This is a genomic window from Enterobacter sp. BNK-16, from assembly GCF_048684955.1.
Taxonomy (GTDB): Bacteria; Pseudomonadota; Gammaproteobacteria; order Enterobacterales; family Enterobacteriaceae; genus Enterobacter; species Enterobacter bugandensis.
In genome coordinates, this window is the sequence record NZ_JBLQTQ010000001.1 from 3,998,025 (window position 1) to 4,011,306 (window position 13,282).

A 13,282-nucleotide genomic window follows, 5' to 3' on the forward strand; every position below is an offset into this window, starting at 1 on the left:
ATGCCATACATGAACATGCGCTTCCCCACTGTTGTTACCTTACCCTGGCGCGCTGACGCCGCTGAGTTCTGGTTTGCCCGTCTGAGCCATCTTCCTTTTGCTATGCTGCTGCACTCCGGCCATGCGGATCACCCGTACAGCCGCTTCGATATTCTGGTGGCCGATCCCCTGAAAACGCTGACGACCGACGATCTGTCGACGACGGACGATCCGCTGATGCAGCTTCAGCAGGAAATCAACGCGCTGGGCTTATCCGCTACCCCTAACCTGGACCTGCCCTTCCAGGGCGGCGCGCTGGGCCTGTTTGGCTACGATTTGGGTCGCCGCTTCGAGATGCTGCCCGAGCATGCGCAGGCGGATATTGCCCTGCCGGACATGGCCGTGGGGCTGTATGACTGGGCGTTGATTGTGGACCACCAGAAAAAAAGGGTCTCCCTGCTGAGCCATGATGACGTGCAGGCGCGTCTGGCCTGGCTTGAGGCACAACAGCCTGCTCCAGCTGAGGCGTTCACCCTGACCTCCGGCTGGCGCTCGAACATGACCGCGCCGGAATACGCGGAAAAACTCTCCCGCGTGCAGGCCTATCTGCAAAGCGGCGACTGCTATCAGGTTAACCTTGCCCAGCGTTTCCAGGCAGCATACCAGGGGGACGAGTGGCAGGCGTTTACCCGTCTCAATGCCAGCAACAGGGCTCCGTTCAGCGCGTTCGTACGTCTGAAACAGGGGGCCATCCTCAGCCTGTCGCCGGAGCGTTTTATCCATCTGGCGGAAGGGACGATTCAGACCCGCCCGATTAAAGGCACGCTGCCGCGCCTTGCCGATCCGGACGCCGATCGCCAGCAGGCGGAGAAACTCGCCGGGTCACCGAAGGATCGCGCCGAAAACCTGATGATTGTCGACCTGATGCGTAACGATATTGGCCGGGTCGCCGAACCAGGCAGCGTGCGCGTGCCGGAGCTGTTCGTCGTCGAACCTTTCCCGGCAGTGCATCATCTGGTCAGCACCATCACCGCGCGTCTGCCCGCCTCTCGCACCGCCTGCGATCTGCTCCGGGCCGCGTTCCCGGGCGGCTCCATCACCGGTGCGCCAAAAATTCGCGCCATGGAAATCATCGACGAACTGGAACCGCACCGCCGCAACGCCTGGTGCGGCAGCATCGGCTATATCAGCCTGTGCGGCACCATGGATACCAGCATTACCATTCGCACGCTGACGGCGTGCGGCGGCAATCTGTACTGTTCTGCGGGCGGCGGCATTGTGGCGGACAGCCAGGTCGAGGCGGAATATCAGGAAACCTTTGATAAGGTGAACCGCATCCTGAAGCAACTGGAGAACTAACGGTGGAGAAAGAGAACCTGACGCTGGATGATTTTCTGTCGCGCTTTCAGCTGCTACGGCCGCAGGTCAACCGCGCCACGCTGAATCAGCGTCAGGCGGCGGTGCTGATCCCGGTGGTGCGCCGAGAACAGCCGGGCCTGCTGCTTACGCAGCGTTCGCCGCATATGCGCAAACACGCCGGTCAGGTGGCCTTCCCGGGAGGCGCTGTGGACAGCACCGATGCGTCGCTGATTGCCGCCGCGCTGCGGGAAGCGCAGGAGGAGGTGGCGATCCCGCCTGACGCGGTGGAAGTCATCGGCGTGCTGCCGCCCGTCGACAGCGTGACCGGCTTTCAGGTCACGCCGGTCGTCGGCATTATCCCCCCCAATCTTCAGTATCACGCCAGCGTCGACGAAGTCTCTGCGGTGTTTGAGATGCCGCTTGAAGAGGCGCTCCGGCTAAGCCGCTATCATCCGCTGGATATCCATCGCCGGGGGCATGACCATCGGGTCTGGTTGTCCTGGTATCAGCATTATTTTGTCTGGGGCATGACGGCGGGCATCATTCGTGAACTGGCGCTACAAATCGGCCTGAAGCCTTGACTATACTTTACATTCCAGCCTTTTTTGCAGGTTTGCGATCCGCGTCGCGCTATTAGCAAAACCCATCGTTAACCATTAGTTTAATTCATGTGAATAGTTAAGCCGAGGTTGGTGTTCCCTCTTACACTATGCGCAGTTATAACATCGTTACTGGAACCCCGGTAACCCTGTCAGGAGTGTGAAAGTGATTAGTATATTCGACATGTTCAAAGTGGGGATTGGTCCTTCTTCTTCCCACACTGTAGGGCCGATGAAGGCCGGTAAACAGTTCGTCGATGATCTGGTCGAAAAAGGATTACTGGAAAGCGTTACCCGTGTCGCCGTAGACGTTTACGGTTCACTGTCATTAACGGGTAAAGGCCACCACACCGATATCGCCATTATTATGGGTCTGGCGGGCAATATGCCGGACACTGTTGATATTGATGCCATCCCGGCATTCATCCGCGACGTGGAAGCGCGCGGTCGCCTGCTGCTGGCTAACGGTCAGCACGAAGTGGATTTCCCGCAGGATGACGGCATGCGTTTTCGCAGCGACAACCTGCCGCTGCATGAAAACGGCATGACTATCCACGCCTGGAGCGGCGAAAAAGAGATCTACAGCAAAACCTACTACTCCATCGGCGGTGGCTTCATCGTTGACGAAGAGCATTTCGGTAAAGAGAGCGCGGGCGACGTGAACGTGCCCTATCCGTTCAAATCGGCCACCGAGATGCTGGGCTACTGCAAAGAGACCGGTTTGTCGCTGTCCGGCATGGTGATGCAGAACGAGCTTGCGCTGCACAGCAAAAAAGAGATCGAAGACTATTTTGCCAACGTGTGGCAAACCATGCGCGCCTGTATCGATCGCGGGATGAACACCGAAGGCGTACTGCCAGGGCCACTGCGCGTGCCGCGTCGTGCCTCTGCCCTGCGCCGTATGCTGGTGACCACGGACAAATTCTCTAACGACCCGATGAACGTAGTTGACTGGGTGAACATGTTTGCTCTGGCGGTGAACGAAGAGAACGCCGCAGGGGGGCGCGTCGTGACTGCGCCAACCAACGGTGCGTGCGGGATCGTTCCGGCTGTGCTGGCCTACTACGATCACTTTATCGAGCCTGTGACGCCGGATATTTATATCCGTTATTTCCTCGCGGCAGGCGCTATCGGCGCGCTGTACAAGATGAACGCGTCCATTTCAGGCGCTGAAGTGGGCTGTCAGGGTGAAGTAGGCGTGGCCTGCTCCATGGCGGCGGCCGGTCTGGCCGAGCTGCTGGGCGCAAGCCCTGAACAGGTTTGCGTGGCGGCGGAAATTGGCATGGAGCATAACCTCGGTCTGACCTGTGATCCGGTCGCAGGCCAGGTGCAGGTGCCGTGCATTGAGCGTAACGCGATTGCCTCCGTCAAAGCGATTAACGCCTCGCGCATGGCGATGCGCCGTACCAGCGAACCACGCGTGTCGCTGGATAAGGTTATCGAAACCATGTACGAAACCGGCAAAGACATGAACGCGAAGTACCGTGAAACGTCGCGCGGCGGTCTGGCCATTAAGGTGCAGTGCGACTAATCCTCTCTTTCGCCCATCCGCAACGGATGGGCGAATTTCTCCCTTCATCCTCGTCTCCTTCTTCTTTCCCCACTACACTTTTACGGTCGCGGCTGCTCGCGCTCGGCCTGGCATCAGGCAGCGGCTAAATAGCGAACGGGTTGAGAGAGAAGCAGGCGCGGTAGTAACGCCACAATGGCTGGCGGGAAAATCTTCCCCGCCAGAAGATCGTAACGGGCACATCGTACCCGTTAAGCAGACTTATTCGTCTTCGTCGTGTGCAGACTGTTCTTTAACAATGCGGACCAGATCGACGCGGTAGTCGTTAGCTTCAACGATAGTGATGTGCAATGGAGGAAGCTCGATCACATCCCCGACGCGCGGGATCTGACCGTTTACGGCGATAACCAGCCCCGCCACGGTTGCGATGTCTTCTTCATCGTTAACCACGTTTTCCAGCCCCAGCGTATGCGAGAGCGCGTGCAGGTCGGTCGCACCTTTGACCAGCCAGCCTTCGCCGTCGGCCACAATCTCAGGCGTTTCGTCTTCATCCGGGAATTCACCGGCAATCGCTTCAAGCACGTCCAGCGGCGTCACCAGCCCCTGTACCACACCAAACTCGTTGGTGACGATAACAAAGCTACCGCGCGCGCGACGCAATACGCCCAGCAGGTTGATCGGATCCAGCGTTTCCGGTACGACAATCGCCGGCGACGAAGCTGCAATGGCCTCCACGTTGACGCCCTCTTCCAGCGCCACCAGCATCTCTTTCGCCCGAACCACGCCGATGATTTCATCCAGCTCACCGCGGCATACCGGGAACAGGCTGTGCGGAGATGAGAGCAATTGCTGACGAATTTCATCAACGCTAAGGTTCGCATCGACCCAGCTAATTTCCCCGCGCGGCGTCATGATGCCGCGCAGCGAGCGGGAGGCCAGGGAGAGCACGCCGTTAATCATGTAGCGTTCTTCTTCCACAAACGCCCCTTCTGGAACCGGCACCGGGTTACGGTTTTCAGGGTCAGACTGGACGTTCACCTGACGGCGTCCGCCCATCAGGCGCAGAATGGCGTCCGCCGTACGGGCACGCAGCGGCTGATTTGACTGCTGCTTAATAAAGTTACGACGCGCAATCTGGTTGAACAGTTCGATCAGGATCGAGAAGCCAATCGCGGCGTACAGGTAGCCTTTCGGAATATGGAAGCCGAAACCTTCCGCCACCAGGCTCAAACCAATCATCAGCAGGAAGCTCAGACAGAGCACGACCACCGTCGGATGCTGGTTGACGAAGCGCGTCAGCGGTTTCGAGGCCAGCAGCATCACCGCCATCGCAATCACGACAGCCGCCATCATCACCGGCAGGTGGTTAACCATACCGACCGCGGTAATCACCGCATCCAGCGAGAAGACTGCATCCAGCACCACAATTTGCAGCACCACGACCCAGAAGCTGGCGTAGCCCTTACCGTGACCATCATCATGCTGCCGGTTCTCCAGCCGTTCATGCAGCTCTGTTGTCGCTTTGAAGAGCAGGAATATCCCCCCGATTAGCATGATCAAATCACGACCGGAGAAGGTGTAATCCATGACGGAGAACAGCGGTTTGGTCAGCGTGACCATCCACGAGATCACGGAGAGCAGCCCCAGTCGCATGACCAGCGCCAGCGAGAGTCCAATCAGACGCGCTTTATCACGCTGTTTTGGCGGCAGCTTATCCGCAAGGATGGCGATAAACACCAGGTTATCGATGCCGAGAACGATCTCCAGTACGACCAGCGTGAGCAGTCCCACCCAGATTGACGGGTCCATTAAGAATTCCATGACAAGCTCCTGCTAAAGGAATGACAAAACGGTGCCCCACTCAACGTGGGCAAATAAGAGGCAGACAGAGTTGATACGTGGCGTGGTTCGCCGGTGAAAAAGGCGCGGAATGGCCTGGTAGATGACTGACGTCGGTGACGGTCCATATAGTGGGCTTTAGCCCTATACTCCTGAACAAGTAAACGGAGGCTAAACATATCAGAGAGACTGTGTTTTTAGCAAAGATTTACGTTCCTTTGCAAAGTTCTGTAACACAGCGGCTATACGCTACAGATAATTCTGTAACGCGTGGCTAAATTACGGATCTTCATCACATAAATTATTTTTTCACTATCTAAAATAATTCGCGGAAGTCTTAGTTTTTTGAACTCTAACCCTTATCTGAATCGATTCGGTTCGCCAATACGATTCTCAGTACGTCTGCCCGGCAGGCGTATTAATGATAATAAAAGGAGGTAGCAAGTGACCATTGCTATTGTCATAGGCACACATGGTTGGGCTGCTGAGCAGCTACTCAAAACGGCAGAGATGCTGTTGGGCGAGCAGGAAAACGTCGGCTGGATCGATTTCGTTCCCGGTGAAAATGCCGAGACGCTGATTGAGAAGTACAACGCTCAACTCGCGAAGCTGGATACCAGCAAAGGCGTGCTGTTTCTCGTCGATACATGGGGCGGCAGTCCGTTTAATGCTGCCAGCCGCATTGTCGTCGATAAAGAGCATTATGAAGTCGTCGCCGGGGTAAACATTCCCATGCTGGTGGAAACCTTTATGGCGCGCGACGACAACCCAGGCTTCGATGAGCTGGTCGCGCTGGCCGTTGAAACCGGCCGCGAAGGGGTCAAAGCCCTGAAGGCTCAGCCGGTTGAAAAACCCGCCCCTGCCCCGGCTGCGGCGGTACCGAAAGCAGCGGCACCGGCAAAACCGATGGGACCGAACGATTACATGGTTATCGGCCTGGCGCGTATTGATGACCGTCTGATTCACGGACAGGTTGCGACTCGCTGGACCAAAGAGACCAACGTACAGCGTATCATCGTGGTCAGTGACGAAGTGGCCGCCGACACTGTCCGTAAAACCCTTCTGACTCAGGTTGCACCACCGGGCGTTACCGCGCACGTGGTGGATGTCGCCAAGATGATCCGCGTTTACAACAACCCGAAATATGCGGGTGAACGCGTGATGCTCCTGTTTACTAACCCAACAGACGTCGAGCGCATTGTTGAAGGCGGCGTGAAAATCACCTCCGTGAACATCGGCGGTATGGCTTTCCGTCAGGGCAAAACGCAGGTCAACAACGCGATTTCAGTTGATGCGAAAGATATCGAGGCGTTCAACAAGCTGAATGCCCGCGGTATTGAGCTGGAAGCCCGTAAGGTTTCCACTGACCAGAAACTGAAAATGATGGATTTGATCGGTAAAGTTGGGAAATAAGCCCGCGCCGGTTTTTCACATAAAGCTTATGTTATAGGAGAAGTACAATGGAGATTACCACTCTTCAGATTGTGCTGGTGTTCATCGTCGCGTGTATTGCGGGTATGGAATCCGTACTTGATGAATTTCAGTTCCACCGCCCTCTGGTGGCCTGTACGTTGATCGGTGCCGTTCTGGGTGATATGAAAACCGGTATCATCATCGGTGGTACGCTGGAAATGATCGCCCTGGGCTGGATGAACATCGGTGCCGCCGTTGCGCCTGATGCCGCACTGGCCTCTATCATCTCAACCGTTCTGGTTATTGCCGGTCATCAGAGTATTGGTGCAGGTATTGCCCTTGCCATTCCTCTGGCCGCAGCAGGCCAGGTGCTGACCATCATCGTTCGTACCATCACCGTGGCCTTCCAGCACGCGGCGGATAAGGCGGCGGAGAACGGCAACCTCACGGCACTCTCCTGGATCCACGTGTCGTCCCTGTTCCTGCAGGCGATGCGTATCGCAATCCCGGCGGTTATCGTTGCGATCTCTGTCGGCACCAGTGAAGTTCAGGGCATGCTGAACGCGATTCCTGAAGTGGTCACCAGCGGTCTGAACATCGCGGGCGGTATGATCGTCGTGGTAGGTTACGCGATGGTCATCAACATGATGCGCGCGGGCTACCTGATGCCGTTCTTCTACCTCGGCTTCGTCACCGCAGCATTCACCAACTTCAACCTGGTTGCGCTGGGCGTGATTGGTGCCGTGATGGCGATTCTCTACATCCAGCTCAGCCCAAAATACAACCGTGTTGCGGGTGCCCCAGCGCAGGCTGCTGGTAACAACGATCTCGATAACGAACTGGACTAACAGGTGAGCGAAATGGTTGATATGACAAAAACTACCACCGAGAAAAAACTCACTCCGGGTGATATTCGTGGCGTGTTCATCCGTTCTAACCTGTTTCAGGGTTCATGGAACTTCGAACGTATGCAGGCGCTGGGCTTCTGCTTCTCAATGGTGCCGGCGATAAAACGCCTCTACCCTGAGAACAACGAAGCACGCCGTCAGGCGATTAAGCGTCACCTGGAATTCTTCAACACCCATCCTTACGTCGCGGCTCCGGTTCTGGGCGTGACGCTGGCGATGGAAGAGCAGCGTGCGAACGGCGCGGAGATTGACGATGGTGCCATCAACGGTATCAAAGTCGGTCTGATGGGTCCGCTGGCCGGCGTGGGCGACCCTATCTTCTGGGGTACTGTTCGTCCGGTCTTCGCGGCGCTGGGTGCCGGGATCGCGATGAGCGGCAGCCTGCTCGGTCCTCTGCTGTTCTTTATCCTGTTCAACGCGGTACGTCTGCTGACCCGTTACTACGGCGTGGCCTACGGCTACCGTAAGGGCGTGGACATCGTTAAGGATATGGGCGGCGGCTTCCTGCAGAAACTGACCGAGGGGGCGTCAATTCTCGGCCTGTTTGTGATGGGGGCGCTGGTTAACAAGTGGACGCACGTGAACATCCCGCTGGTGGTTTCGACCATCACCGGTCAGGATGGTCAAACCCGCGTCACCACCGTGCAGACGATTCTGGACCAGCTGATGCCTGGCCTGGTGCCGCTGCTGTTGACCTTCGCCTGTATGTGGCTGCTGCGTAAGAAAGTGAACCCGCTGTGGATCATCGTTGGCTTCTTCGTCATCGGTATCGCGGGCTACGCTGTCGGCCTGCTGGGCCTGTAAAACATTGCGTTATCGACCGGGGGCTTGCCCCCGGTCTTTTTATCTGGAGGATGAATGACTGTTACGGACATCGTACTGGTGTTGTTTATTGTTGCCCTTCTGGCTTACGCGATCTATGACGAGTTCATTATGCCTCGCCGTAACGGCGAGACGCTGCTGACCCTTCCCCTCTTACGCCGTGGACGCATTGATGCATTTATCTTCGCCGGCCTGGTGGTCATTCTGATTTACAATAACGTGACCAGCCACGGTGCAATATTAACCACATGGTTATTATGTGCGCTGGCATTAATGGCGATTTACCTGTTCTGGATCCGCTCGCCGAAACTCATTTTTAAAAAACAGGGATTCTTCTTCGCCAACGTATGGATAGAATATAACCGCATTAAAGAGATGAATTTATCCGAAGACGGCGTGTTAGTGATGCAATTAGAACAGCGCCGCCTGCTCATTCGGGTCAAAAATATTGATGACCTTGAGAAAATCTACACATTACTCGTTAAAACTCAATAAGTTAACATTATAACCTCGGCTATATATTGTGATATTCTTTCGCAAAGAATATAGCCGTTGCTATATCTTCTCTCCTCTTTGACTTATATTTATTAACGATATTTTCACGCACAAACCTAAATGAAAATCGTTATCAAAGACGCAGATAAATTAAGCCTTGCTCGTTGTTGTTTTATATTCTCAAAATATGTTAAGGTTGCGCCCGTCGTTGGGGAGTAGCCGATTTCCTGCACGCAGGAAATGTACGCGTCAACATACTCGTTGAAAAACGTGGCGCGTACGGATCGCTTTCAGCACGCTTACCGTGCAAAAGAGATCAGGCGAGACCATAGATACATCAACTGCTGTTTACTGGGGGCAGTGATGTGTCATATGGATATCCCCGGTCTGGACGCTCTTATGAACATCTCCGCTACGATCCTTCTCGCTTTTGGCATGTCCATGGATGCATTTGCCGCCTCCATCGGCAAAGGCGCCACGCTCCACAAACCTAAATTCACAGAAGCTCTGCGCACCGGTCTGATCTTTGGTGCCATCGAAACGCTGACGCCGCTCATCGGCTGGGGTTTGGGCATGCTCGCCAGCCAGTTCGTGCTGGAGTGGAACCACTGGATTGCGTTCGTCCTGCTGGTGTTTCTCGGAGGCCGAATGATGATTGAAGGTTTTCGCGGGAATGATGATGATGAAGCACCGCTGCACCGCCACGGTTTCTGGCTGCTGGTCACCACGGCAATTGCCACCAGCCTGGACGCCATGGCCGTCGGGGTGGGTCTGGCATTCCTGCAGGTCAATATTATCGCCACCGCGCTGGCCATTGGCTGTGCAACGCTGATTATGTCCACGCTGGGCATGATGGTCGGGCGGTTTATCGGCCCGCTGCTGGGTAAACGCGCCGAGATCTTAGGCGGTATTGTTCTGATCGGCATTGGTGCCCAGATCCTCTGGGCACACTTCGCGCCTTAAGCGTCGCGCTGCCAGACGTGGATACTGAAATCTGTCTGGCAGCCAAACGTCGTCCGAGCCGCTAACGTATCCCATACTTCCGGCTTTGCCCGCCACGCGAATGGCGTCATCTGCAGCAGGGCTACCGCTTCTTCCCCGTTCAAATTCATTTCATACGCCACTGAATGCTCCTGCTTCAGCGTAAAGCCTGTCAGCTGTTCAGAGTGGGGGGCATGCAGACGCACCTCGTCGTAAATGAGTCCCTTCAGCTCCATCAGGTGACGCGGGCCCGGCGTGACGGTTATCACCCAGCCTCCGGGCTTCACCACGCGCGCCAGCTCATCTGCTTTACACGGCGCGTAGATGCGGATAATGGCATCCATACTGGCATTATCAAACGGCAGCCGGTGGCTGGATGCCACGCAAAACGTCACGCCAGCGTAACGTTTAGCCGCCGCGCGGATCGCCACTTTCGACACGTCGAGACCGAATGTCACGGCCCCCTTCTCCCGCACCACATCCGCAAACCGTGCGGTGTAGTACCCTTCCCCGCAGCCGATATCAAGCATGGCGGACGCCGAATCAGGCAGTAAGTCACCCAGCATCTGCGCCACCGTCTCCCGCAGCGGCAGATAGTGCCCGGCATCGAGAAACGCCCTGCGCGCCTGCATCATCTCTGCGCTATCGCCCGGATCGCGGGAGCGCTTGTGCTGCACCGGAAGAAGATTCACATAACCTTCTTTCGCCATATCAAACTGATGTCCCTGCGGACAGGCATAACTTTTATCTGAGCGCGTCAGTGACGCGTGGCAAAGGGGACAGCTGAAGGACATGGAAACTCCGGGAGATAAACCAAAGGGCGAAGTGTACCGCTATTCGCCCTGCTATAAAACGGCTGGATTACCGCATGACGATAAGGTGGTCTGAACCGGCCGGCAGGCCATCGGGTTTGATATTCTCCAGGCGCAGCACGTTGCCCATGATTTCACTGAAGACCGGCGCGGAAACCGCCCCGCCATAGTAGGCCCCGTTTTGTGGATCGTTAATCACCACCACCAGGGCGAAACGCGGGTCGCTGGCAGGCGCAACGCCTGCGGTATAGGCGACGTATTTATCGACATATTTGCCGCTATCATCAATTTTCTTCGCCGTCCCGGTCTTAACCGCCACGCGATAATCGCGAACGGCGGCCTTAACGCCCCCGCCGCCGGGCAGCGCGACGCTTTCCATCATGTGCTCCACTTCATGCGCGATCTCCTCCGGCATGACGCGGTGGCCGATAACCGGGGGATCGATGCGGGTGATGGAGAGTGGACGCTCAAGCCCGAAGCCGCCAATCGTCGCGTAGACGTGGGCAAGCTGGAGCGGTGTGACCATCAGGCCGTAGCCAAAGGCAAAAGTCGCACGGTCTAGCTGACTCCAGTATTTACGCTGTGGCAACAGCCCGGCGCTTTCGCCCGTTAAGCCCAGCCCCGTGTTGGTGCCAAACCCAAAGTTTCGATAGGTATCAATAAGATGCTGGACAGGCATCGCCAGCGAGAGCCGGGATACGCCGGTGTCGCTCGATTTTTGCAGGATCCCGGTCATGGTCAGCTCAGGATAATAACCCACGTCGCGGATACGATGCCCGTCAAGGGTATACGGGTGGGTATCAATGACGCTGTCCGGCTGGACCAGCCCCTGCTGCAGAGCCGTCATCAACACCAGCGGCTTGACGGTCGAACCGGGCTCGAACGTATCGCTGATTGCCCGGTTGCGAAAATCGTTTATCGTCGCGCCTTCCCGGTTATTGGGATTGAAATCCGGATAGCTCGCCATGGCGAGTATTTCCCCGGTGGGGATATTAATGAGCACCGATGCCCCTGACTCGGCCTTATTCCAGGCGACGGCATTGTCCAGCGCGTCTTCGGTAATGGTTTGCAGCCGCTCGTCAATACTCAACTGGATGTTATGTGCCGGCGTGGGCGCCACTTCCGTCAGGTTTTCAACCACGCGCCCGTAGCGATCCTCCCGGACCTGTCGGACACCCGCTTTACCGGTCAGCTGAGTATTGAAGCTTTTCTCCACCCCTTCAATGCCCTGCCCGTCAATATTGGTGAAGCCAATCAGGTTTGCCGCCACGTGGCCTGCCGGGTAAAAGCGGCGGGATTCATCGCGCAAATTAATGCCGGGTAAATTGAGCTTATCAATCCACTTCGCCTGAGCAGGATCGACCTGACGCGCCAGGTAGATGAAACGTCCCTGGGGGTTGGCGTTAATTCGTGATGAAAGGGTGCTCAACGAGAGGTGCAGCGCGCTCGCCAGCGCCTGCCAGCGTTCATCAAACCCAACGCCCCCTTTTGCCAGCACCGTTTTAGGATCGGCCCATACGGCCCGGACGGGCACGCTGACCGCCAGCGGTCGCCCTTCACGATCCATAATCATCCCACGCGGCGCATCAATCGCCAGCTGACGGAGGGATCGCATATCTTCCTGCTTCACCAGATTGTCAGGTTTGATGATTTGTAGCCAGGCAACGCGGCCAAGTAAAAAGGCCAGACTGCAGAAAATAGCGAAACAGAGCAGCGCGAAACGCGCCGGCGTGAAATTGCCAGCGGTTAATATCAATTTTTTCTTCACCTGAACCCCAGGGCTGTTAAACAACGCTCTGATTTAACGAGAAAAGATGTGCTTAGGGAGGCGAAACTGTGATACTAACCTCGCAGCTTTGCAACAAGTTGCTAACAAGACCGTAGATAGTAATATTTTGAAAGATAGGGAATAAAAAAGCCCCGCATGATGCGAGGCTTTATGTCTGAGAGTGAAGCGCTATGCGCCCCAGTCAGCAGCGGTTCGATCAGATAGCAGTTACGTTAACTGCAGCTGGGCCTTTCTGGCCGTCCTGAATTTCGAACTCAACGTTCTGGCCTTCGGCCAGAGTTTTGAAGCCGTTACCCTGGATTGCAGAGAAGTGTACGAACACGTCTTTGCTGCCATCAGCAGGAGTAATGAAACCAAAACCTTTAGACTCGTTGAACCACTTAACTTGACCTTTAATCTTTGCCATTTTGCAAAATTCCTTAGAGTGTTTTCTTAGCCCGCAGGCATTAACTGAGATAAAACTGAGACATTACTGCATGAGGCACTAATATAAGGTTCGGCAGAGAAGCGGTATTCAACGACAACGTGTTTACTCAGGACTTCTTTACTGAAAATGCCACACATAAACAGAACTGTACCTCGTTTGACCCAAAACGTGTTATCACACACTATGTTTAATATGGCAAGCCATTTTTAAACATGTCTCGATCCGCCGCACAAATTCGAACACTGTCTGTAAGGAATTGCACAATTATGCGCTTCTCAAACAGACGGCTATACTCCCTTACACAGACTCAACGCTGCTTGCACAACCGCTGTAATCTAAGACTTTTTTA

General features: G+C 55.6%; 13 protein-coding genes, 1 pseudogene and 1 riboswitch. Of the genes and pseudogenes, 8 read left to right on the forward strand and 6 right to left on the reverse strand.

The features are described from left to right. The first annotated feature begins 9 nt into the window (after window positions 1-9). The 3 genes from pabB (at window position 10) to sdaA (ending at window position 3,468) form a co-directional block, all read left to right on the forward strand. A complete protein-coding gene (gene pabB / locus ACMGGH_RS19260) occupies window positions 10-1,338 on the forward strand; it encodes an aminodeoxychorismate synthase component 1 (protein WP_232948581.1) in 1,329 nt (442 codons plus the stop codon). A 2-nt stretch (window positions 1,339-1,340) separates the two neighbouring features. Then, window positions 1,341-1,919 (forward strand): CoA pyrophosphatase, encoded by a 579-nt coding sequence (locus ACMGGH_RS19265; protein WP_028013530.1) that lies wholly within the window; start codon window positions 1,341-1,343, stop codon window positions 1,917-1,919. Between the two features lie 184 nt (window positions 1,920-2,103). Continuing rightward, window positions 2,104-3,468 carry an L-serine ammonia-lyase gene (sdaA, locus tag ACMGGH_RS19270; RefSeq protein ID WP_028013531.1) on the forward strand — a complete coding sequence of 455 codons (1,365 nt, stop codon included), beginning with the start codon at window positions 2,104-2,106 and terminating at the stop codon, window positions 3,466-3,468. Between the two features lie 240 nt (window positions 3,469-3,708). Here sdaA and yoaE read toward each other — a convergent pair whose 3' ends face one another. Further along, window positions 3,709-5,268, reverse strand: a complete 1,560-nt coding sequence (gene yoaE, locus ACMGGH_RS19275; protein WP_028013532.1) for a CNNM family cation transport protein YoaE — start codon at window positions 5,266-5,268, stop codon at window positions 3,709-3,711. Next, window positions 5,256-5,465 carry a protein YoaL gene (locus ACMGGH_RS19280; RefSeq protein ID WP_373371017.1) on the reverse strand — a complete coding sequence of 70 codons (210 nt, stop codon included), beginning with the start codon at window positions 5,463-5,465 and terminating at the stop codon, window positions 5,256-5,258. The genes yoaE and ACMGGH_RS19280 overlap by 13 nt, the downstream gene beginning before the upstream one ends. A 265-nt stretch (window positions 5,466-5,730) precedes the next feature. On the opposite strand from ACMGGH_RS19280, the gene manX reads away from it, so the two are divergent. The 5 genes from manX (at window position 5,731) to mntP (ending at window position 9,887) form a co-directional block, all read left to right on the forward strand. Further along, entirely contained in the window at window positions 5,731-6,699 is a 969-nt protein-coding gene (gene manX / locus ACMGGH_RS19285; RefSeq protein WP_232948555.1) for a PTS mannose transporter subunit IIAB, read from the forward strand. A gap of 47 nt (window positions 6,700-6,746) precedes the next feature. After that, a complete protein-coding gene (gene manY, locus ACMGGH_RS19290) occupies window positions 6,747-7,547 on the forward strand; it encodes a PTS mannose transporter subunit IIC (RefSeq protein WP_003859914.1) in 801 nt (266 codons plus the stop codon). Window positions 7,548-7,559: 12 nt separating this feature from the next. Further along, a complete protein-coding gene (locus ACMGGH_RS19295) occupies window positions 7,560-8,411 on the forward strand; it encodes a PTS mannose transporter subunit IID (RefSeq protein ID WP_006810994.1) in 852 nt (283 codons plus the stop codon). Window positions 8,412-8,465: 54 nt separating this feature from the next. Further along, window positions 8,466-8,924 (forward strand): DUF986 family protein, encoded by a 459-nt coding sequence (locus ACMGGH_RS19300; protein WP_047367801.1) that lies wholly within the window; start codon window positions 8,466-8,468, stop codon window positions 8,922-8,924. Window positions 8,925-9,122: 198 nt separating this feature from the next. Next, a riboswitch (yybP-ykoY riboswitch) is annotated at window positions 9,123-9,313 on the forward strand. Window positions 9,314-9,323: 10 nt separating this feature from the next. After that, window positions 9,324-9,887 carry a manganese efflux pump MntP gene (gene mntP / locus ACMGGH_RS19305; RefSeq protein ID WP_232948554.1) on the forward strand — a complete coding sequence of 188 codons (564 nt, stop codon included), beginning with the start codon at window positions 9,324-9,326 and terminating at the stop codon, window positions 9,885-9,887. On the opposite strand, the gene rlmA is transcribed toward mntP, so the two are convergent. From rlmA to ACMGGH_RS19325, 4 genes and pseudogenes are all read right to left on the reverse strand, one after another. Next, window positions 9,884-10,699 carry a 23S rRNA (guanine(745)-N(1))-methyltransferase gene (gene rlmA, locus ACMGGH_RS19310; RefSeq protein WP_232948553.1) on the reverse strand — a complete coding sequence of 272 codons (816 nt, stop codon included), beginning with the start codon at window positions 10,697-10,699 and terminating at the stop codon, window positions 9,884-9,886. The genes mntP and rlmA overlap by 4 nt on opposite strands. 67 nt (window positions 10,700-10,766) lie before the next feature. Beyond that, a complete protein-coding gene (gene ftsI, locus ACMGGH_RS19315; protein ID WP_028013537.1) occupies window positions 10,767-12,485 on the reverse strand; it encodes a peptidoglycan glycosyltransferase FtsI in 1,719 nt (572 codons plus the stop codon). Window positions 12,486-12,702: 217 nt separating this feature from the next. Continuing rightward, a complete protein-coding gene (gene cspE / locus ACMGGH_RS19320; protein WP_001062678.1) occupies window positions 12,703-12,912 on the reverse strand; it encodes a transcription antiterminator/RNA stability regulator CspE in 210 nt (69 codons plus the stop codon). Window positions 12,913-12,925: 13 nt separating this feature from the next. Continuing rightward, window positions 12,926-13,070: pseudogene (locus ACMGGH_RS19325) on the reverse strand (DUF2627 domain-containing protein). Window positions 13,071-13,282: the final 212 nt, after the last annotated feature.